This window comes from Escherichia sp. E4930, from assembly GCF_005845405.1.
GTDB lineage: Bacteria > Pseudomonadota > Gammaproteobacteria > Enterobacterales > Enterobacteriaceae > Escherichia.
This window is the reverse complement of sequence record NZ_VCDZ01000037.1, coordinates 1-19,749: the sequence shown is the minus strand read 5'-3', so window position 1 is coordinate 19,749 and position 19,749 is coordinate 1. Positions and strand designations below refer to the sequence as shown.

The window sequence follows — 19,749 nt, the reverse complement described above, 5'->3', positions numbered from 1 at the left end:
GTGCTGGGACGCTCACCGTTACTGTCGATCCATGATTCTGTCTGGCTGCCGGTCCCGCTTGACGCGATATATCTAGCCCCGAATCCGGCTACCGGCAAAGTTAATATCAGTACGCCCAGTGCTGTTATTATCGATCGGTTCATCGTTAGTTCACCATATATGTTAAGACAGCAAAGCGGCCTTCAACTGTCGCTCTGCCCACAATGTCCATCGTGCCTCATACTGTTGCACCCGCTGACGGACAGCCTCTTCAGACAGTCCTCTCCAGCGGGCCTGCTCCTCAAGCCGCAACCGACGTGCACGATGGTTCTCTTTTGCACGGGGAGCTATCCCGGTGGGCCCCGTTGCATCAAACCAGACGCCCAGCCAGTCAAAGCCGCGTTCAGTCCGACCGGCCAGCATTTGCGTTATCTCTGCCAGCGAGTCCCGGCCGCCCCGGTGCCCCGCAGTATGAACACACCGTTTCTGCAGGGGCAGCGGGTCCTGTATTTCCAGGGCCACCCACTTCATCACCATGGCATCAGCGGCAGACCACAAAACGATATAGTCCTGTTTTCCGGTCCGGATAAGCTGTGGTGGTAACAGCTGTATTCGTCAAAGTGAGCATTAATAATATTATTATTTTAAAAAAAAACACCACCAGGCACCTCCTCAAGTCATCAGGAATGAATATGCTGCTCCAAACGAATTCAGACAAAACAGACATCGTTGTTACGCATTTTCATGGCACTCAATAACATTGATAGAGATCACTTTTAAATCGCTTTGTTATTCGGTAATCTCTATCAACGATGATAATACGCAACTATAATTCAATAAAAATATTCGCTTTAAATATTAATTTAAAGAAACATCAGCCTGTACCAGGCATTGCACAACACCCAATGCGTCTTCACTTTTCACCCGAACTGAAAATCTTCAGAAGTAACTCCGCCTACAATTTCCGGAAACTGAGCTGTAATCACATTAGTATTAAGAATCTTCCATCCACAAAAGGACTACGAGAAGGTCACAATCAAAGACACAGGAATTATTGTATGTACAGGTTTACTCCGATCAATGGTAAATTCGATATCATGGTCTCCAACACCTACTGACCCAATCGGCAGATTATTACCATCAATCCGACCAGAAGTTATCAGAGCTGAGTCGGTCTGGTACGATACATATCCTAAAACATCTGCACCGGGTATGTTACTTTCCAGAGATAACACGGTACGTACTGTTATTGGTTTGCTCGAAACTTCCGCGTTTACCTCAACTATATCTGGATTGAGATATAACTTTACGTCAGCGATTGCTCTTTCATAATTCCCCACACACAGAACAGTGACTTTGTCGCCAAAGGCCAGATTTGGACCACCATTATATGCAAACGAGCCCACAACCCCAGTTCGATTTAATAAACTCATGTTCTCTGGTTTCGAAGTGAAAACAATTGTCGGAATATCACATTGAATTGAGTAAGAGTTACTCCCTTCACCTGGAGTATATTTGTAATTCCCTAATCCCACACCAGCATTTGATGTCTGGAACGAACCAAACCCCTTCGAACTAACAGTGGCTTCAATAGAAACGTTCTTACTTATTTCAGATAATCCAGGATATTCATTAATATAGTCTACTCTATGATGCCCGGGTGACATGTAAAATGGAGTAAAACCATATGTACCATTACGAACAATTCTATGAATTTCCTCCACTTTGTGTGACCCGGAATAGGGTATGTTTTGTTCATTTAATATCCATTCACTAGGGCGACCATCGCGATTAATAGCAATCGACACAGATGTGCTGATCAATTTATTAGCAAAATCTGCTACTGCATATTCACTGAAAAACAGATTCGTTAATATTAAAGATAAAAGCAACGTTAATTTCTTCATGTTATTGTCTTCTTCCTCGTGATTTATAATCAGTTAATTGTCAGTTAATTGTTTTTTCAGTATCCGGTTATTGTCCGGTCCGACAGTTCATGAACGACCCCGTTTTCTTCAGCATTGGTTTATATCTGAGCAGAATATCCAGCCAGAACATCATGTCATTACGTATCCCCAGCTTCCGGTATATCTGCGACTTCTGATATGACACCGTCTTCAGGCTGCGATTGCGACGCCGGGCTATTTCTGACACACTCATCCCCTGCATCAGCATCCGCAGAAGTGACAACTCCGTGGGCGTCAGTGTGTCCGGTAGTCTCAACGTCGCTTCCGCGTTATAACCCGCTAAATAAACGGTCAGCGTTACCTTCGCCATTTTTCCACCCCCCTCCCCTTTAGCTTTACTCCTGCTTCAGCAACGCACTCACCACATCCGCAAACGACTTCCCGTAATCCTGTTCACTGGATGGCTTTATGGCGCCGTTATTCACCAGGTATTTCCCTTTTACGAAGAACGACGGTGTCCCTGTCACACCATAGGCCCTGGCCGCTTCCTGCTGTTTTGCCGTCAGGGCACGTACCGCCATGCTGTTTTTCGCCGCATCATAGTCTCTTGCCGAAATACCGGCATTGATGAACACATCACGGATACTGGCTTCCGTCTTAATGCTCCGGTTTATCTGTACCGCCACAAACAGCGGTAACTCCACTTTGTCTTCCACACCCAGTACTTTTGCCACCGACCAGGCTTCCGTCAGCTCCGGTCCCATCGGCCCCATGCTACTGACGTGATACTTCACCACCTTCTCCCCGGACGGCAGGATTTTGTCCACAGCCTGGCTGACAAAAAAACGGCTGCTGAAGGCCGCACAGGGCGGGCAGTAAAAAGAGAAAAACTCCACCACCGCCGGTGCGTCTGCCACCGGGGCCTTCAGCACGCTGTAATCCTTACCTTCCACGGGCGCTGCAGCCTGCGTCACTGCCGGCATACAGGCGATGCCCAGCCCACAGAACAGCAGAAACATCAGTTGTCTGAACATCATTAATTACCTTTCACTGATTACTTTTCACTGACTACTTTTTTCACTTTGTTTATTCACGGATTACAGCATTATCTTTCTGCCCGGCAGGCCATGCCGGGTCAGTAATAACTCTGCAGCAGAGGCGTTTCAAACCAGATATATCCCCAGAGAAAACAGTTCAGGATGAACAGTAAAATCTCTCCGGAATATTCTCTCAGCCATCCCCTCTCCTCCTGTTTTCCGTACACTTTTTCCCTTTCGGCTGGCATTTGTTTTATCCTTTGCCTCCCTTACGGATAACCCACCTCAAAACGCAGTGTGGCGAATGCCGGTCCTAACGCCCCTGACGTCCCCTGACTGGAAACCTCTGTAACCGGGGTCAGCGTGCAGGTGCGTATGCCGGTGACGTCTTTCGAATTTCTGCAGAAATAACCTCCGCCTGACGGACCGGTCATTTTTATCAGTGTCCCTGCGGCTTTATCTCTCAGAGAAAGAGCCGCCCTGGAGTTTCCGTTACTGGAGTTTCCGTTACCGGCCTTCAGACGTACCACCTTGTTGTCATTTTCCGCCGACCCCGCGAGAATCTCAGCCGTCAGCGCTGTTTCCATCGGTGTGTTTCCCTGACACTCCCAGGTGATAGTCAAATCACCATGGTTCTTTGTTTCTCCTGGCGTCAGAAGCCCCAGGTTATATGAAGCGGGCACCTTAATGTCACAGCTCGGCTGGGTGAAGGTGACATTAATTGTCAGCGTCGCTGTGGCGGTGGTGGCCGCCTGTCCACTGCCTGCCACCACCATCATCAGTGCTGCCAGGGCAGCTTTAGTTAATCTCATAGCTCTGAACTCCGCCCCAGTCATTTACAGCATCCACGCTGATTTTCCCGCTCACCGTTTTCCCCAGACTCACGTCACTGAACGGCTTCAGCTGCGCCACGTTTTTCATCACGCTGTCGCTGAGGGAGGCCGCCTTACCATCATGCTTCACGTTCACAATGGCCATGTAGTACGGCGTCGGGTTTTTCAGCCAGGTCTCATTACCACGCTGCTCCAGCTTCAGCTGCTTCTCCGCATCCTTACGACCATCCTTAAGGGAGGCCGGACGATAAATCAGCTTCACGCGGGTGTTCATGGCAATGGCCAGTACGCTGCCTTCACCATCCTTCACCTCCGGCTTCGGTGGCACTTCCTGGACGTTCAGCCAGAACAAAGATTCACGGTCCTTCGGCAGGTTGCTGTCCGTGTTCATGACACGAATAACCTGCTTTTGCTTAGCCCCCACCTTAAAGAACGGCGGCTGTGGGACCATGTAAACGCCGCTACCCTGGTTGGTGTTATCAATCCACACCTGACCACCGTAAGTCTTGTCTGCATTGTTCGTCACTTCAAAAGAAACATTCTTCTTTCCCTCTTCATAAATGAAACGGGTTCCGTTCAGCACAAACGCCGCCATGGACTGGCTGCAGAAAGAGAGAGAAAGGAGGGCAGCCAGTGCTGCCTTACCCAGTTTATTCACAGCGAACCTCCTGAACTTTGTTGGTATTTGCTTTCAGTCCTGCCATGGAGAAACGGCACTGTTTTCCGTCTCCTGTATTCACGCTGACCGTTTTCGGTTCAGCCAGCATGTTCATCAGCAGAACACCATTGTTTGAAATAAACCCTGCATTCAGCCCCTGTTCCGTTTTCGCATCACCGCCGGTCAGGTAGTTGCCCTGTGCATCCTTCACGCGCAGGATATAACGCAGCACATTCTCGAAGCCGAATTTGCGGTAAACCATCGCTTTTTCGGTTGGCACCACGTTGTACGACGTGGTCTCAAACTCCATGTTGTCCGGTACGTTATCCATGTTGATGTTGATGCTGTTCTCTGAATACTCAGACAGCCACACCACCGTGTTACCGTCGCTGTTCGTCGGCATGGAGCCGTTAACAGAAACCCCTTCAACACCCGGAATGCTGACAATACCCACGGTGTCAGACGACTCTTTGGTAAAGAGCGGACCCGTTTCTGTCGTACCCAGCACAGAACCGGAAACACTGCCGGAGAAACTGGTCTGGCTGTTCCCGTGCTTGTTGTAGGAACGGGACACACCCATGTTGGTCTGAATGGCGTCAAACGCATAGCTGGCCGATGCAGACGCACCACGGTCCCCTTTCGAGCCGGCGTTCGCAGCCAGACTGTAGTTAAACCGGTCAGTCGGTGTTGCAGACACACTGGAGTTAAAGGTTGTTCCGCCGTTCCGGGTATAACCCACACTGTTACTGCTGTAGTGACGGGTTCCTTTCAGGTCAAACGGCACGCTCACACTCAGTGAAACGGAATAATCCGGCTTGTCCGACCAGGCATACTTTGAGTAAGACCCGTTCAGGAACAGGGACACTGAATCAAAAACAGACGTACTCATTGACACCGTACCGCCTGCATCGTGGCCTTCGCGCATCCAGTAGTCCTGCCACCAGTAAGAGCCACTCAGGTATGTGCCATCAAAGCGCTGCGACAGACGCGCCTCATAGCGGGAACGCTGGCCGCCATAGCGTGCATACCGCCAGATGTCTTTCGGATTAAAGTCAGCAAACTCCACATACCCTTTACTCTGGTAACGGTACGTCAGTAACTGCAGGTCCGTTTTGTCTGAGAAACTTTTGGCGTATTTGGCACTGAAGCTTTGCCCGGTTTTTTCTTCCCCGTTGTCATAGCTGGCCTTCGAGACGTTTGCGCTGAGCGATACAGCGCCCAGACCACCCAGCATCTGCGTGACACCCAGACCACCGGACTGATAGTTTTCATTCAGAATGGCCGCCGAGTTCAGCGTGGTGGTGGTGAAGCCATAATCCAGGCTTCCCAGCCAGAACAGCCCCGTATCGGAATCAAACGCCTTGTCCAGCTCATTGCTGTTATTCTTTTTCCCCACCGCCACGTTGTACTGGAACTCACCCGGACGCAGCAGTGTCGGCAGCGTGGTCACCGGATAGACCTGTTCGGTCTTGTTTCCACTTTCATCTTCAACGGTCACCACCAGGTCACCATTCCCCATCGGGCGCAGGTCATCCAGACGATAAGGACCTGCCGGTACCATTTTCGAATAAACCGTATATCCGTTCTGCTTCACGGTAATACGGGAAGGCGTGGGGGCCACCCCGGAAATATCAGGCGCATATCCCCGTGACTCCCACGGGCGCATATTGCTGTTGGAGCGTAGTGCCGCACCATAAAAATTAAAATCAGAAAACAGTTCAGTACGTGTCTGGGATTTACCCAGTAACAAATCGCCCTGCACCTGACTGATGGCTGTTGAAAGCGTCAGGTCACTTGAGGTGAACTCTGTTTTATTATCAGAGTGCGAAACGTTCATGTTACTGGATAACACCCAGCGCCCCAGGTTAATGGCAGCATCCAGGTTACCGAACGCATTAAAATCGTTATGAACGGTCTTGTTAAAGTTACCGTAATATTTCAGGCGCCCGCCATTCACGCCATAATCCCAGCGCGCGGGGTCTGTCTTACTCAGTAAATACGCCTGAGGAATATTAAAATTTAACGCCTGTGCACCGTAATCAAAATCAATCAGCGTATGAGGCTTCTTCGCCAGAAAATAGCACCCCTTGCCTTCATCAAAAACATCCTGATAGGCATCTGTGTTCAGCATCACCCCGGCTTTTTCCAGCCACTCAGGAGAAAAGCAGAGCATATTATTCTGCTCGTCTTCCTTGCTGATGTTCAGGTCAATACGTCCCGTACGCTCTTTATTCACGGCAACATCAACGATATATTGCCCTTCCGGATAATTCGCGTCATTTTTCAGAATTGACGGAATAACGCTGACCCCCTGTATAAAATCCAGATTAAGCTCATCAGCCAGGCTGAAGTGGGAATACCATATACTCAGGGCCAGCAGAGATATTTCAGGGAATCTTTTTAATTTCATAAGATCACCTCTTCACACCTCAGCAAATGTAAAGACACCAGTTAAAGACTGGTAAAATAAGAAAACTGAAAAGTTGCATATCCGGGAGGAAACTCCCGGATATATATCAGCGTTTAGCTATTACTCGTAAACAACAGAGTAAGCTGCTGCAGTTTCAAAGGTACCTTTTTCGGCTCCGGCATTAAGTTCAGCAGTATATTTAAAACCGTTTTCCGGCTTAACAATGGCGAACTCAACTGCATTGTTAGCATTGGTGATATCATTCACATCAGTCGTGGTGTTGCCAGATGCGTCAGTCTTGGCGTTAAGTTTCACCCAGGCATCGGTAGCGGTGCCAGACTGGTTACCAATACCTTTAGAGTTAAAGCTTGGAGCTGCCCACAGGAAGTGAGCTTTCGTCATACCTGTTACGCAAGTCGGATCTTTGAGTTTCACTGAGAACTCTTTCGAAACTTTCTCATTTGTACCGATACGGCCAAACTGAATCAGGTTATTTACAGCACCATCACCGTCAACAACAACATCACAGGTTTTCGCAGCAACAGTACCCAGGAACTGAACCTGACCCTGAGAACCCGCGTCGCCCAGTGCAGCCATAGCAGAGCCCGCAGTCATGGTCATTGCAATTGCAGAAGCAATCATTAATTTTTTCATCTTATAAACTCCGTGATTACTGGAATCAATTAATGGATAAACGTTATTAGAGGACACATTAATGATGTGTCGCTATTTTCTCCCCTCTCAGAAAAGAAAATAACACCAACCCATTCGCATAAACATGCAGCTGCCATCCACATTAATAACGGCATTTATCTCGTTATATATAGCTGTACTGCCTGACGTTATTGGTAATAAAAACGAGCCAGTCTGGATACACCCCTCTCTATACGAAGCAGGCGACCAATACACACACTCAAATAACCAGCATTAACATTATATCTTTCGCAGACAACTTTGCGTAAATCCCCTTTAACAAGATGATCACGCATTGCCAGAATAACTTTCGGACTATGAATTGAGGAAAGCTCCATTAATAAATCAAACTGTTCATTTGATAACGAACCTTTCACATCTTCTCTTCTGACAACAGGACCAGCATCCCTCTGGTAATGAACTGAATCATCAGTGCCATTATCAAACATAATCTCCCCCCCGCGCCCTCAACCTCCAGAACAAAATATGTTTCTCAAATTCACGACCGCTATTTTATACAGCACCAAATTCCATTCAAGGTATATTTCACGATCTTTTAAACCAAAAAGAACACACATGACAGCATAAAAAACCATGCAAACAACTAAGTATAGAACAATACTCCAAGCTTGCAATAATGAGCAGACATAAAGATCGCATAAATCACAAAAAACGATCTTTTATCTTTTTTTTAAAAAATAATGATGCGAAATTATTTTTTTAGTTTTTTCACAAAAAAATTAAAGGAAAGCAGTCCATTTAAATAAACAATCATGAGTGCAATTTTAATATCAGCACTAATGTTCACGCACATTATCAATTAATGTAGTAAAGCTTATCGGATTAAATTGCATAAAAATGAAGAAAGGCAAATCACAGCAAGATAATGATTTACTTCTTTTCAGGTATCCCCTTAAATAGGATTTGCAATTATGAGTTTTCGAAACGAGACGCACGTGGTTGCGTGCTAAGCTCCTGTCATCGCGCCAGCAACGAAGCACAATGTTCTGGTAACCATGAAAATGAGAATAGTTATAAAAAGGGAACGTAATAAAAGTGTTAATTCTTGAATATCTTTCGCAGTGCAAAACAGCCACAACAGCAGAGGTGGCTGACATGCTGAAAACAACCGATTATCAGGCCCGGTATCGTCTTCAGCGACTGGTTATGGAAGGGAAAGTAAAACGAAGCAGTCTTCGTCGCGGAGCAAAAACGTTGTGGGAAATTGTTCCGTCATCAATGACGGCAACTGAAAATGTGTCATCTGACAATCAGTAAAAATTCCCTCCTCATATTCCTGAAACTGTTCATATCCATCGGAGAATACTATCGGGAAAATAACGCGTCCGGGGTGCACTACATCGCACCTCAGCCTGAAGGCATATAGTCAGCTAAATTCACAGCAAGCCACCTCCACGGTTACAGGTACAACAAGGCAAGGAGTTCAAAAAGCAGATGTCACAAGACGACCTGTACCGCAATGTCCGGAGAAGTTAAGAGAAGGGATTCACAGGAACGATGCAGACAACAACTACCGACTGCTTAAAAAGTCAGAACACCTTTCACTGCACCGGTAATAACGCCCTTAACAGGGTCTCTTGCTGGCGCAAAAAGGCATTCCGGAAAAATGCAAAATCAGAAATAATCTCAGCCAGTTTGTAAAAACTGACTGCTCGTCTGACAGACCTGTCATCTCTCCGGCACCGTCTCCCGGTTTATCCCGGCATTCAGCATATTACGGGCGTTTTAGCGCTTCCCTTCCGAACACCCACACTCTACACATAACCATCATCGCCACTGACGGTATCCATCCGGAAGGTGAATCGAGACAAAATCCCTTGCCACTTCTGGCGAGGCCATAAACGCCCGGAAAGCTGCATCGTGCAACATGGACATGTTCTTCTCTTCTTTCCTGCTCCCCCTGACCTTCCTGGCATGATTTTCTTCTTATTATCCGACAGTACAATGAAACATATTTTACAGATGTGTAGAGCCGGAACAGCAGAGTTGTCGGAGGGGGACCGGAGAGATACCGCCTGAGGTAACAAGGCGGAGGCACCTTATATGCAGCCTCCGCGCTACTACCGTGCGTTAATAGCAGGTGGCACCGTTACGACCTGAAGGGGCTGTCGGCGGGGAAGTGACATCACAGAAGCAGAAAGACACAGAACCCTGGCTGATGATACTGAATGACCGACGAAAAACCAGAAAACACCGATGGCAATACAACAACCAGGATTGCGCGCTGATTCATTTAGCTGTAATCAGTGCACAGCCTGTATCGGGTGATGAGTGACAACGCTCAGAAGCGGCATCCCCATAGACAATGCTGCTGCTTTTAGCGCAACATACTGACCAGATGTATCCGTACGTTCAACCCGAAAACACCTTTCCACCCTGCATTGTCCGCCCGTATCCATCCCCCGCCAGGTCTGTTGCAGTAAATCCACCACTTGCGAACATTGTTCATCAACTGTGACACTGGCCCGCGGATGGCAAATGCTCGTCTGGCTGAGCAGCAACAGGCATCGCATTGTTGCTCCTCCATGTTGTTCCCGCAACCAGCGTAATACCACCGGCGATGATGGACTGGTCGTGTGATTACGCTCAGTAATACGTTCATAAAAGGAAGTACAGAATGCATGAATCTGTTGCCCGTTGATGTTTCCTTCTGCCGAATGGAGCGTGAAGTGAAATGCCAGCAGACGCGGCCAGTGGTCCACCCCCTGCTGAACAAAACGCCGGATTTCCCCCGGCTCTGAAAGTAAGGCTTCGGTTATTTGCACGAAATGTTCCTTTTCAAACCCTGTTGAATTTTGTTAAGCCGGTACAGACACACGGAAAGCGCACATCAACACCGGCACGGTACGATACAAACACCAGTGACTGGCGGGACGAAGGGAATGACGAATCAGTCAGAAAATGATGACAAACAGTTGGCTGACCAGAGGAGTCAGCAGAAAGATGAGCGGGAGTGTCGCCAGCATCGGGGACAGGGCTGATTTCCGCAATACCAGCGTACTGGTATTACAACACGTTTCATGCTACTGCTCCTCGTGATTCCTCAATTCGTTGTTGCATCCACTGTTCCACTTCACTTTTGTACCAGCGGCTGCTGCGCCCCAGTTTGATGGGTTTAGGAAAATGCCCTTCACTGATCAGCCTGTAAAACCATTTATCGGTCATGCCGGTGAAACTGGTGATGTAGTTCATGTCGATCAGGGGATCATCGGCACGCAGCAATACGCTGTCGTGGCTTGTTGTGGTCAACATGGTCAGAATGTCCTCAGTGAGATTTATGAAGAATGGGGTAATACGGGGAATGGGATTGCGTGCTGCTTTCAGCACTGCCAACCGGGATTGCCGGCAAGGCAACGGGCTTCCGGATCGCACACTCCACGGCGATCGCGGGCGAAATCACTGAACGCCCAGATAAGGTCCTTAAACAGGGCTTCGCAGTCCGGTGACCGGCGATCCAGTACCACATCCCGGGTGATCTGCTTCTGGTACGGCTTTGCTTCACCTGGTGACGCGAAACCCAGCACATTACTCCAGGCATCCAGTATCAACCGATCCAGTTCGGGGCCGTCGAAATACTCCTGTCTGACGCACAGCACCACGTGGTATTCCGGCTTTTCCGGATGACGGGTCAGGAGCCAGCAGAGGTCACGCCCGGGCGTTGCATTCATCAGCGCACTGACAGTTTCGATAAAGTCCATACCAAACCAGGTCTTTCTGCTGCTGAAGGTAGTGTCATATTCACATGGCAGACGAAGCAGGATCCGCCGTACCCGGGAGCCGGACTGCTCACGCAGCGCACGCTCAAGAACGCCGATGACTTTGCTCTGATAAGATGGCCAGAAGGGGGCAAGGCTATCGTCGAAATAAAGAATAGCATTCATAAGATATGCTCCGTTATGCGCAGCCCACAACGCGTCCTGCCCGTGAATGAGCTGACGTGTTATGGTTTGCGGATGGGGTTGATGGAATACGTGAAGAACCGAAACAGAACGGGAAGATCAGGTCACCGACAAGGGGCGAACACCGGATACAGGTTCAGGATGAATGATCTCCGTTGACTTCGGTTCACATCATTAATCAAGGCGGTAAGTTTTTACCGACGGAGTGTTTCCAGGAGCGGAAGCAGATAAAAATACCGTTGCATGACTTCAGAATGAGTGATCAGAATACGAGGTAAGGGCGTTGGCTGACGCCCTTACCGTGGCATAAGCTCAGGCACCAGATGTTGTTTTACAGGGTTCACCTGCCATCCAGTAGACGCCCCGCTCCACGACTGCAACCATAATTACGTTGACCAGAACCGTCATGCTGCTTCGTCTCATATTTCACGAGATAACTGGCTCTGTTCCGGGCTTTCTGCATCGCTTCCACATCACCACGCTTGATCCAGAGAACAGCGGCTTCACCCGGCTTTTTGTCTGAAGCCTTCCGGATATCAGAACATCCACCAGGCAAAGGGGTGTCACCGGATGAAGGACGAGCATCAGATGATGCCGGTTTACGGAAAGGCGTCCGCCTGGAAAAATGAACCAGTCCATTACCCTGCCAGGGTTCAAGATGCAGAGCGCTACACCATGCCAGCTTGATCAGCGTCGCCAGCGAAGAAGGAACGGTGAAATCCCCTGGCGAGCACCAGGTATCTTTGTTGAGCAGTAATATCACGTGATAATGTTTCCTGCCTTTTTCCTTGCCAAACTCCCGACACCAGAAATAACGCAGAGTGGTTGCACGCACACGCTTGTTGGCACGTCGTTTTTTCCGCTGGTAAGCCTGAATTTTTGCTTTCAGGGATTCGAAAAAACGAGAAATCACCGCTGAATCTAAATCGGTATCCATGATGGTGGCAGGCATATACTCAGGGAAACGTAAATCCACCCGGATTAACGAGACGGCACGGTGTTGCGCCAGGGCACTGTTGAGAATACTTTCAAAACGGGATAACCAGTAAGCATTGTGTATTGGTTGATTCATGATGAGAGATCTCCGTTGATTTGGATTGACTTCACATCATTAATCACCGCGGTAAAACTTTACGGCATCCCGCCAATAAGCAACGCCAATGGCTCCTGATTGAACGGAACAAACCATCCCGGAACGAAAAGAGAATCCAGCTGACACATAGGGTAAAAACACCTCTGCAAAACACGCAACAACAGCATGAATGGATTTAAAAACGATATGGACGACGAGAAAAATCAGAAGGGTAACGGATCAACAGAACGTGCAAACAAAACACCAAAAACGCAATCAGAACGCTTTCTGCTGCTGTAAATCAACAACAACTCCAAAACCTACAGCTTAACAACACAACTCAATCACAGAGCCGAATAGCGCACTTAAAACCTGTTTACAGATAACCCTGCCACAAGAACAAAGTTCACCAATATCAGAATCGATTTTCTTATCCTGAAAACGTTACTTTTCACTACGCACCATAAAAACGATTAACCATCGATAACGTAAACCTCATCTGAATCAAAACACCAGAACCAATCATCACGCTTTTCCTGAAAAGAGCCTTGCGCTGAGAAAAAACACCAGGGCCAGTTAATCATCTCATCAATCTCATCGTTACAAAATCATCCATAAAACCATTTAACAAAATCATCGTAAGCACACAGTAAATCACGCCAGGTTATCTCAGCCGGATTTGCGTTTTACATAAAAACACTTGTCTCAGGTTAACGACTAAAAACACAAAAACTCAGAAAAGGTTAAACGTAACTTCAGAAAAATAGAATGTCATCTTGATTGCTTAAACAGGAAAGATTGTTTTGTAGCAGCTTTAAACTGATTTTAGCTAACGTAAAGATTTACTAAACTGGATGTGTATCAGACAAAGCAATGCGTATAGCAATGCTTAATGAAAACACTTATAGGGTTGTTTATGAAAACACGTGTATGTCTGGTAAAAAACTTAATAAAAAATACGTGTATAACACTTACTGAAATGCTTAGTAAAAATACTTAGTAAAATATGTGTATATAGTATCATACCGACATTAGCAACATTCTCAGACACTCATGCAGACTGAATGTTGGTTTCAGTTTTTCACGGCCAGCATGGGGATTTTTGTTCTGAAAACGGAGCAGATTTACTCTGGAATTATTTCCCTGACACCACGTTCAACATCGTAAAAAACATCCGTAGCAAAATGACTGTATCAGTTCAGCATCCGGATAACAACAATACCAATGACTTACGTACCCTTTCATAGCCCCACATATAACACATTTTCATTTTATCTTTGCCCTGTTATATAGAATTTCACAACCAGCATCAGAAAATTAAAACCACATACCAGATATAAAGACAAGAACCAACAAGATGACAAGTAAACACCTCCTCCACTATGCATTAATATCAGAGTAATGCTGGAATACACGATATAATCAACGCTTAATCCAGATGACTCTCTGTTCTTCTCCATATCAGTCTGTTTGCTTTGTGACGCCGTCACTGCCAGGTATTCTTATTCCATCCCCTGCTCACATACTGTCCAGTCAGATTTCTACTGAGCGATTCTTTATGCCAGAATCCCCCGGCATGCTCATCCGTAGTTGTTTGCAGATGGCAGAAACACCAGCCTTTTACCGCATAAACTAAATTTTTAACGACCAGAAAAACATCTAAAAACCTCATGATTCATTCAGTTTTACATATAGAAAACCACGATATGACTACAAGAAAACTTTTTTAGTGACATAAAAACTACAGGTTGTGTACAATAAAACCTCAAGAAAACCACTTCGTAGTTTATACAAAGAGAGATAGAAAAATATGCCGCAGCATGTAAAGTTTAATATAGATAATTATTTGAAAAACATTCATGACATTCGCGTCTACAATTTTTACAGAAGATTTCTCTACTTAAATGGCATGCAGTTCAGCGATGTGAATTACTATACGGATATTGATAGTTGCAGGAGAGAAATCACTCATATTTTTGACTGTGCAGATATGGACACACAGGAAAAAAAAGATTTATTAATGAGAATGGGAATTGCAAGAGAGAAGGAAATTCTCCCGTTGCATGAATTTGGCTGGTTACATAATGATGAACGAGCAACTTTCTGGTTATGCAATTATTTATTTTACAGTGATAACTATAATAAGATGATTACTGGAATTGAAAATTCATTCATTCAAAACGCCACAATAATGTCAGGCACAATCCAACCCCTCCCTAATAAATATAATTCACTGGGATTTCATGACGTGCCTGATAGTCATAATGGGAGAGTTGAACGCATCATCAGATTCTTTGATACATTAACCCTGTTTCCCTATAATAAAGATAAAACAAACATGACTGCTAATCCTCTTATGGAAGATCAGGTGCTTTTTAATTTTAAAGACAAATGGAAATCAATATATCAAAAACCTCTTCCTGTCAAATGGCTACCAAATCAGGAAGAGGCTGTTTCATGGGCGTGGGATTTTTTGAAAAAACACGTTAACAATTGCGCAATTAAAGGGCAATTCGAGTGTGATGTTCCTTATGCCACACGTTCATTTGTACAAAATACAAAACCTCTAAATCATGCAGAAAGATTACTATCTGTACGTGCAGCATTTGACCTTTGGGAAGGTAACGATGACAGAAAGAAACTACTTTTGATGAATCTTAATAAAGCGTGGAATCAGAAAAAACTTCGTGAAACGCGTGTTGATAAAAAAGCATTAAATACGTATTTAAAAACAAAGACAAAAATGCAACTAGATAAGTTAGCTGAACATTATGATATGCGTATAAGCGATACGCTGGAAAAATTAATTACTCAGCATTACAAGCAACTGTTCCAGGGCAAATAATTTTATTTCTAAGCGGTCCTTCATGAGCCATGATGGGCCGCTGACAAATTATTTTTATCTTTTTCATCCCCCCGAGATTAGCATTTCGACATATTCTTTTTATTAGCTTCTGCTGCAGCATTACTCCAGATTTTTTCACGTCCATATTACCTGAATGATAAACCGGATTAGTGTGATCCGGTTCAGTGAAATCAACAGGATACCGGTATGTCATTCAGCCATTCTTCCCTCTCCGCACAAATGAAATCATATCTGACGTTTCTTCCTGAAGAAATTCGCCAGAAAATCCTTGAACATCTCCACAGTGTTATTCATTACGAGCCCGTGATTGGCATTATGGGTAAATCCGGCACCGGCAAAAGCAGCCTGTGTAATGCCATTTTTCAGTCCCGTATCTGTGCCACGCATCCCCTGAACGGCTGCACCCGTCAGGCTCATCGCCTTACCCTTCAGTTCGGTGAACGCAGAATGACGCTGGTCGATCTGCCCGGCATCGGTGAAACACCGCAGCATGATCAGGAATACCGGACGCTTTATCGTCAGTTACTGCCGGAACTGGATCTGATTATCTGGATCCTGCGGGCTGATGAACGTGCGTATGCTACCGATATTGCCATGCATCAGTTTTTACTGAATGAAGGTGCAGATCCCTCGCGTTTTCTGTTTGTTCTCAGCCATGCCGATCGCGTGTTTCCTGCTGAAGAATGGAACGACACAGAAAAATGCCCGTCCCGTCAGCAGGAACTCTCACTGGCGACAGTAACAGCCCGGGTGGCCACCCTGTTCCCGTCATCATTTCCGGTACTCTCCGTTGCAGCGCCTGTCAGCTGGAATCTTCCGGCACTGGTGTCACTGATGATCCACGCACTGCCACCACAGGCAACCAGCGCGGTTTATTCACATATCCGGGGAGAAAACCGCTCTGAACAGGCCCAGAAACACGCACAACAGACTTTTGGTGAAACCATCGGGAAAAGTTTTGACGACGCCGTTGCCCGTTTCAGTTTTCCGGCCTGGATGTTACTGCTTCTGCGCAAAACCCGGGACCGCATTATCCACCTGCTGGTCACGCTGTGGGATCACCTGTTCTGAACGCCCCGGAGTCCCCCGTGGCAACCGTATACCTTTACACGACAACGGATTACGGTAACCACTGCCGTATACCGTCTGTCATTATCAATAACACGCTCTTTAATTTCAGAGGTCAGTCATGAATACCAGAATTCTTTTTCCCCTGCTGTTCACCGTGGCATCATTCTCCGCCTCCGCCGGCAACTGGGCTGTCAAAAACGGCTGGTGTCAGACCATGACGGAAGATGGTCAGGCGCTGGTAATGCTGAAAAATGGCACGATTGGTATTACCGGCCTGATGCAGGAATGCCCGAATGGCGTACAGACGCTCCTGGGCAGCCGTATCAGTATTAACGGTAACCTGATCCCCACATCACAAATGTGTAATCAGCAGACGGGATTCAGGGCTGTTGAGGTGGAAGTCGGACAGGCGCCGGAAATGGTCAAAAAAGCCGTTCACTCCATAGCAGAGCGTGATGTGTCCGTTTTACAGGCATTTGGTGTACGAATGGAATTCACCCGCGGTGATATGCTGAAGGTCTGTCCGAAATTTGTCACATCACTTGCCGGTTTTTCCCCGAAACAGACGACCACTATTAATAAAGACTCCGTACTGCAGGCTGCCCGACAGGCATACGCCCGGGAATATGACGAGGAAACAACAGAAACCGCTGATTTTGGCTCTTACGAAGTAAAAGGCAATAAGGTTGAGTTTGAAGTGTTCAATCCTGAAGACCGTGCGTACGACAAAGTGACCGTCACGGTTGGGGCTGACGGTAATGCCACCGGTGCCAGCGTTGAATTTATCGGAAAATAGCCGGTATGTCGGACTGTCACCCTGTTTTATTGCCCGAAGGCCCTTTCTCACGCGAACAGGCGATGGCTGTCACAACAGCTTACCGCAATGTGCTTATTGAAGATGATCAGGGAACGCATTTCCGGCTGGTTATCCGCAATGCTGAAGGGCAGCTACGCTGGCGGTGCTGGAATTTTGAACCTGATGCCGGAAAACAGCTAAATCCGTATCTCGCCAGTGAGGGAATTCTCAGGCAATAAACGTCTTCATTTCATCCATCAGGCCACGTCTTCTCCGGGAGACGTGGCTTTTTCATTTATTACACCAGTAAATCTTAACCACCGATAAGGAGCAAATCATGCGATTAGCAAGTCGTTTTGGTTATGCGAACCAGATACGCCGTGACCGCCCCTTAACTCGCGAAGAACTGATGCAGGTCGTCCCCAGCGTATTCGGGGAAGATAAGCACACATCCAGAAGCGAGAACTATACCTGGATCCCCACCATCACCGTGCTGGAAAACCTGCAGCGGGAAGGCTTTCAGCCCTTCTTTGCCTGCCAGACCCGCGTACGTGACCCGGGCCGCCGGGGGTATACCAAACACATGCTGCGTCTGCGCCGTGACGGGGAGATAAACAGACAACATGTCCCTGAAATCATCCTGCTGAACTCCCATGACGGTACCTCCAGCTACCAGATGCTGCCGGGGTACTTCAGGTTCGTCTGCCAGAACGGCTGCGTCTGTGGTCAGTCTCTGGGGGAAGTGCGTGTTCCACACCGGGGAAATGTAGTGGAGAAAGTTATCGAAGGGGCTTACGAGGTAGTGGGCGTTTTTGACCGGATTGAGGAAAAGCGTGATGCCATGCAGTCTCTGGTTCTGCCGCCACCGGCACGTCAGGCGCTGGCACAGGCGGCACTGACTTACCGTTATGGTGATGAACATCAACCGGTCACCACCGCTGACATTCTGACACCACGACGCCGGGAGGATTACGGTAAGGACCTGTGGAGCGCATATCAGACCATCCAGGAGAATATGCTGAAAGGCGGAATTTCCGGTCGCAGTGCCAGAGGAAAACGTATCCACACCCGTGCCATTCACAGCATCGACACGGACATTAAGCTCAATCGCGCATTGTGGGTGATGGCAGAAACGCTGCTGGAGAGCATGCGCTGATGCTGTTTCCCTGAAAGTGCAGCCCTGACTCACGTCTGTACCAGTCCCCAGGCATTCTTCCATTCATTTGCTTTTTATAAGGAATCATCTCATGACAACCTCTTCGCATAATTCCACCACACCTTCTGTTTCCGTAACTACTGCATCAGGGAATAACCAGTCTCAACTGGTTGCCACCATAGTCCCTGATGAACAGCGCATCAGCTTCTGGCCGCAGCACTTTGGCCTCATTCCACAGTGGGTGACCCTGGAGCCCCGTGTCTTCGGCTGGATGGACCGTCTGTGTGAAGACTACTGCGGTGGTATCTGGAATCTGTACACCCTGAATAACGGCGGCGCATTTATGGCGCCCGAACCGGATGAAGATGATGGAGAAACCTGGGTACTGTTCAATGCCATGAACGGTAACCGCGCTGAAATGAGTCCGGAAGCAGCCGGCATTGCTGCCTGTCTGATGACGTACAGTCATCATGCCTGTCGTACGGAATGTTATGCCATGACGGTCCACTATTACCGGCTGCGGGATTACGCCCTGCAGCATCCGGAATGCAGCGCCATTATGCGCATCATCGACTGAGCCGGAGAAGCACAATGCAACAACTTTCCTTTCTGCCCGGAGAGATGACACCCGGTGAGCGCAGCCTCATTCAGCGGGCCCTGAAAACCCTGGACCGCCATCTTCATGAACCCGGTGTGGCCTTCACCTCCACGCATGCGGCACGGGAATGGCTGATTCTGAACATGGCAGGACTGGAGCGGGAAGAGTTCCGGGTACTGTATCTGAACAACCAGAATCAGCTGATTGCGGGTGAAACCCTCTTCACCGGCACCATCAACCGCACGGAGGTCCATCCCCGGGAAGTGATTAAACGTGCCCTGTACCACAATGCCGCTGCCGTGGTGCTGGCGCACAATCACCCGTCAGGTGAAGTCACACCCAGTAAGGCTGACCGCCTTATTACGGAACGTCTGATACAGGCACTGGCCCTGGTGGATATCCGGGTGCCGGACCATCTGATAATCGGTGGCAGCCAGGTTTTCTCCTTTGCTGAACACGGTCTGCTTTAACCCGTCACCATCACAACCACATCACACTTGTTTTCACTTTTATCTTCTGTCTTCAGAGGTATCCCATCATGAAAATTATCACCCGTGGTGAAGCCATGCGTATTCACCAACAGAATCCTGCATCCCGTCTTTTTCCGTTCTGTACCGGTAAGTACCGCTGGCACGGCAGTGCTGAAACGTATACCGGTCGTGAAGTGCAGGATATTCCCGGTGTGCTGGCCGTGTTTGCTGAACGCCGTAAGGACAGTTTTGGCCCGTATGTCCGGTTGATGAGCGTCACTCT

The 19,749-nt window shown here is 47.6% G+C and carries 22 protein-coding genes and 1 pseudogene; 9 read left to right on the top strand and 14 right to left on the bottom strand.

Features of this window, described 5'->3' with window-relative positions; all coding sequences use genetic code 11:
* Nucleotides 1-162: 162 nt before the first annotated feature.
* From FFT88_RS23830 to FFT88_RS23790, 9 genes are all read right to left on the bottom strand, one after another.
* The gene (locus FFT88_RS23830; RefSeq protein WP_205714167.1) at nt 163-510 is read right to left on the bottom strand and encodes a hypothetical protein; all 348 of its coding nucleotides are present in this window, start codon (nt 508-510) and stop codon (nt 163-165) included.
* Nucleotides 511-998: 488 nt separating this feature from the next.
* Nucleotides 999-1,886: a hypothetical protein gene (locus FFT88_RS23825; RefSeq protein ID WP_135403637.1), complete on the bottom strand. Its 888-nt coding sequence runs from the start codon at nt 1,884-1,886 to the stop codon at nt 999-1,001.
* Between the two features lie 67 nt (nt 1,887-1,953).
* Nucleotides 1,954-2,256: a helix-turn-helix transcriptional regulator gene (locus FFT88_RS25880; RefSeq protein WP_135403638.1), complete on the bottom strand. Its 303-nt coding sequence runs from the start codon at nt 2,254-2,256 to the stop codon at nt 1,954-1,956.
* Nucleotides 2,257-2,281: 25 nt separating this feature from the next.
* On the bottom strand, nt 2,282-2,923 hold the full coding sequence (locus tag FFT88_RS23815) for a DsbA family protein (RefSeq protein WP_135403639.1): 642 nt from the start codon (nt 2,921-2,923) through the stop codon (nt 2,282-2,284).
* A gap of 269 nt (nt 2,924-3,192) precedes the next feature.
* A complete protein-coding gene (locus FFT88_RS23810) occupies nt 3,193-3,735 on the bottom strand; it encodes a F18 fimbrial protein FedE (RefSeq protein WP_240731093.1) in 543 nt (180 codons plus the stop codon).
* On the bottom strand, nt 3,722-4,414 hold the full coding sequence (locus FFT88_RS23805) for a fimbrial chaperone (RefSeq protein ID WP_205714166.1): 693 nt from the start codon (nt 4,412-4,414) through the stop codon (nt 3,722-3,724). Before FFT88_RS23805 ends, FFT88_RS23810 begins: the two co-directional genes overlap by 14 nt.
* Nucleotides 4,407-6,824 (bottom strand): PefC/AfrB family outer membrane usher protein, encoded by a 2,418-nt coding sequence (gene pefC / locus FFT88_RS23800; protein WP_135403641.1) that lies wholly within the window; start codon nt 6,822-6,824, stop codon nt 4,407-4,409. Before pefC ends, FFT88_RS23805 begins: the two co-directional genes overlap by 8 nt.
* Nucleotides 6,825-6,944: 120 nt before the next feature.
* Nucleotides 6,945-7,478, bottom strand: coding sequence for a hypothetical protein (locus FFT88_RS23795; RefSeq protein ID WP_135403642.1), 534 nt, complete (start codon nt 7,476-7,478; stop codon nt 6,945-6,947).
* 188 nt (nt 7,479-7,666) lie between these two features.
* A complete protein-coding gene (locus FFT88_RS23790; RefSeq protein WP_105462092.1) occupies nt 7,667-7,966 on the bottom strand; it encodes a PapB/FocB family fimbrial expression transcriptional regulator in 300 nt (99 codons plus the stop codon).
* 607 nt (nt 7,967-8,573) lie between these two features.
* On the opposite strand from FFT88_RS23790, the gene FFT88_RS23785 reads away from it, so the two are divergent.
* On the top strand, nt 8,574-8,795 hold the full coding sequence (locus FFT88_RS23785; RefSeq protein WP_276609674.1) for a FaeA/PapI family transcriptional regulator: 222 nt from the start codon (nt 8,574-8,576) through the stop codon (nt 8,793-8,795).
* A 519-nt stretch (nt 8,796-9,314) separates the two neighbouring features.
* Here FFT88_RS23785 and FFT88_RS25735 read toward each other — a convergent pair.
* The 5 genes and pseudogenes from FFT88_RS25735 to FFT88_RS23750 all read right to left on the bottom strand — a co-directional run.
* Nucleotides 9,315-9,413: pseudogene (locus FFT88_RS25735) on the bottom strand (Rpn family recombination-promoting nuclease/putative transposase); the annotation flags it as partial.
* A gap of 368 nt (nt 9,414-9,781) precedes the next feature.
* Nucleotides 9,782-10,303, bottom strand: a complete 522-nt coding sequence (locus FFT88_RS23770; RefSeq protein ID WP_135403644.1) for a hypothetical protein — start codon at nt 10,301-10,303, stop codon at nt 9,782-9,784.
* 253 nt (nt 10,304-10,556) lie between these two features.
* A complete protein-coding gene (locus FFT88_RS23760) occupies nt 10,557-10,790 on the bottom strand; it encodes an AlpA family transcriptional regulator (RefSeq protein WP_135403645.1) in 234 nt (77 codons plus the stop codon).
* Nucleotides 10,791-10,858: 68 nt separating this feature from the next.
* A complete protein-coding gene (locus tag FFT88_RS23755; RefSeq protein ID WP_135403646.1) occupies nt 10,859-11,419 on the bottom strand; it encodes a hypothetical protein in 561 nt (186 codons plus the stop codon).
* 358 nt (nt 11,420-11,777) lie between these two features.
* Nucleotides 11,778-12,509, bottom strand: coding sequence for an inovirus Gp2 family protein (locus FFT88_RS23750; RefSeq protein WP_135403647.1), 732 nt, complete (start codon nt 12,507-12,509; stop codon nt 11,778-11,780).
* Nucleotides 12,510-14,319: 1,810 nt separating this feature from the next.
* On the opposite strand from FFT88_RS23750, the gene FFT88_RS23740 reads away from it, so the two are divergent.
* From FFT88_RS23740 to FFT88_RS23695, 8 genes are all read left to right on the top strand, one after another.
* Nucleotides 14,320-15,354: a hypothetical protein gene (locus FFT88_RS23740; RefSeq protein WP_135403649.1), complete on the top strand. Its 1,035-nt coding sequence runs from the start codon at nt 14,320-14,322 to the stop codon at nt 15,352-15,354.
* Between the two features lie 207 nt (nt 15,355-15,561).
* Nucleotides 15,562-16,446, top strand: coding sequence for a GTPase (locus tag FFT88_RS23730; protein ID WP_135403650.1), 885 nt, complete (start codon nt 15,562-15,564; stop codon nt 16,444-16,446).
* Nucleotides 16,447-16,564: 118 nt separating this feature from the next.
* The gene (locus FFT88_RS23725) at nt 16,565-17,242 is read left to right on the top strand and encodes a hypothetical protein (protein ID WP_001601175.1); all 678 of its coding nucleotides are present in this window, start codon (nt 16,565-16,567) and stop codon (nt 17,240-17,242) included.
* Nucleotides 17,243-17,247: 5 nt separating this feature from the next.
* Nucleotides 17,248-17,481: a DUF905 family protein gene (locus FFT88_RS23720; protein WP_001278282.1), complete on the top strand. Its 234-nt coding sequence runs from the start codon at nt 17,248-17,250 to the stop codon at nt 17,479-17,481.
* 98 nt (nt 17,482-17,579) lie between these two features.
* On the top strand, nt 17,580-18,398 hold the full coding sequence (locus tag FFT88_RS23710; RefSeq protein WP_135403651.1) for a DUF932 domain-containing protein: 819 nt from the start codon (nt 17,580-17,582) through the stop codon (nt 18,396-18,398).
* Nucleotides 18,399-18,489: 91 nt separating this feature from the next.
* A complete protein-coding gene (locus tag FFT88_RS23705; protein ID WP_135403652.1) occupies nt 18,490-18,975 on the top strand; it encodes an antirestriction protein in 486 nt (161 codons plus the stop codon).
* Between the two features lie 14 nt (nt 18,976-18,989).
* The gene (locus FFT88_RS23700; RefSeq protein ID WP_135403653.1) at nt 18,990-19,466 is read left to right on the top strand and encodes a RadC family protein; all 477 of its coding nucleotides are present in this window, start codon (nt 18,990-18,992) and stop codon (nt 19,464-19,466) included.
* Nucleotides 19,467-19,534: 68 nt separating this feature from the next.
* Nucleotides 19,535-19,749: DUF987 domain-containing protein (locus FFT88_RS23695; protein ID WP_135403654.1), on the top strand; the 215-nt coding region annotated here is incomplete at its 3' end.

Coding starts and splice junctions, on each gene's coding strand:
- FFT88_RS23815 (WP_135403639.1), bottom strand. CDS start 2,923: ATGATGTTCAGACAACTGATGTTTCTGCTGTTCTGTGGGCTGGGCATC.
- FFT88_RS23730 (WP_135403650.1), top strand. CDS start 15,562: ATGTCATTCAGCCATTCTTCCCTCTCCGCACAAATGAAATCATATCTG.
- pefC (WP_135403641.1), bottom strand. CDS start 6,824: ATGAAATTAAAAAGATTCCCTGAAATATCTCTGCTGGCCCTGAGTATA.
- FFT88_RS23825 (WP_135403637.1), bottom strand. CDS start 1,886: ATGAAGAAATTAACGTTGCTTTTATCTTTAATATTAACGAATCTGTTT.
- FFT88_RS23710 (WP_135403651.1), top strand. CDS start 17,580: ATGCGATTAGCAAGTCGTTTTGGTTATGCGAACCAGATACGCCGTGAC.
- FFT88_RS23810 (WP_240731093.1), bottom strand. CDS start 3,735: ATGAGATTAACTAAAGCTGCCCTGGCAGCACTGATGATGGTGGTGGCA.
- FFT88_RS23830 (WP_205714167.1), bottom strand. CDS start 510: ATGAAGTGGGTGGCCCTGGAAATACAGGACCCGCTGCCCCTGCAGAAA.
- FFT88_RS23755 (WP_135403646.1), bottom strand. CDS start 11,419: ATGAATGCTATTCTTTATTTCGACGATAGCCTTGCCCCCTTCTGGCCA.
- FFT88_RS23795 (WP_135403642.1), bottom strand. CDS start 7,478: ATGAAAAAATTAATGATTGCTTCTGCAATTGCAATGACCATGACTGCG.
- FFT88_RS23720 (WP_001278282.1), top strand. CDS start 17,248: ATGTCGGACTGTCACCCTGTTTTATTGCCCGAAGGCCCTTTCTCACGC.
- FFT88_RS23700 (WP_135403653.1), top strand. CDS start 18,990: ATGCAACAACTTTCCTTTCTGCCCGGAGAGATGACACCCGGTGAGCGC.
- FFT88_RS23750 (WP_135403647.1), bottom strand. CDS start 12,509: ATGAATCAACCAATACACAATGCTTACTGGTTATCCCGTTTTGAAAGT.
- FFT88_RS23705 (WP_135403652.1), top strand. CDS start 18,490: ATGACAACCTCTTCGCATAATTCCACCACACCTTCTGTTTCCGTAACT.
- FFT88_RS23790 (WP_105462092.1), bottom strand. CDS start 7,966: ATGTTTGATAATGGCACTGATGATTCAGTTCATTACCAGAGGGATGCT.
- FFT88_RS25880 (WP_135403638.1), bottom strand. CDS start 2,256: ATGGCGAAGGTAACGCTGACCGTTTATTTAGCGGGTTATAACGCGGAA.
- FFT88_RS23725 (WP_001601175.1), top strand. CDS start 16,565: ATGAATACCAGAATTCTTTTTCCCCTGCTGTTCACCGTGGCATCATTC.
- FFT88_RS23760 (WP_135403645.1), bottom strand. CDS start 10,790: ATGTTGACCACAACAAGCCACGACAGCGTATTGCTGCGTGCCGATGAT.
- FFT88_RS23740 (WP_135403649.1), top strand. CDS start 14,320: ATGCCGCAGCATGTAAAGTTTAATATAGATAATTATTTGAAAAACATT.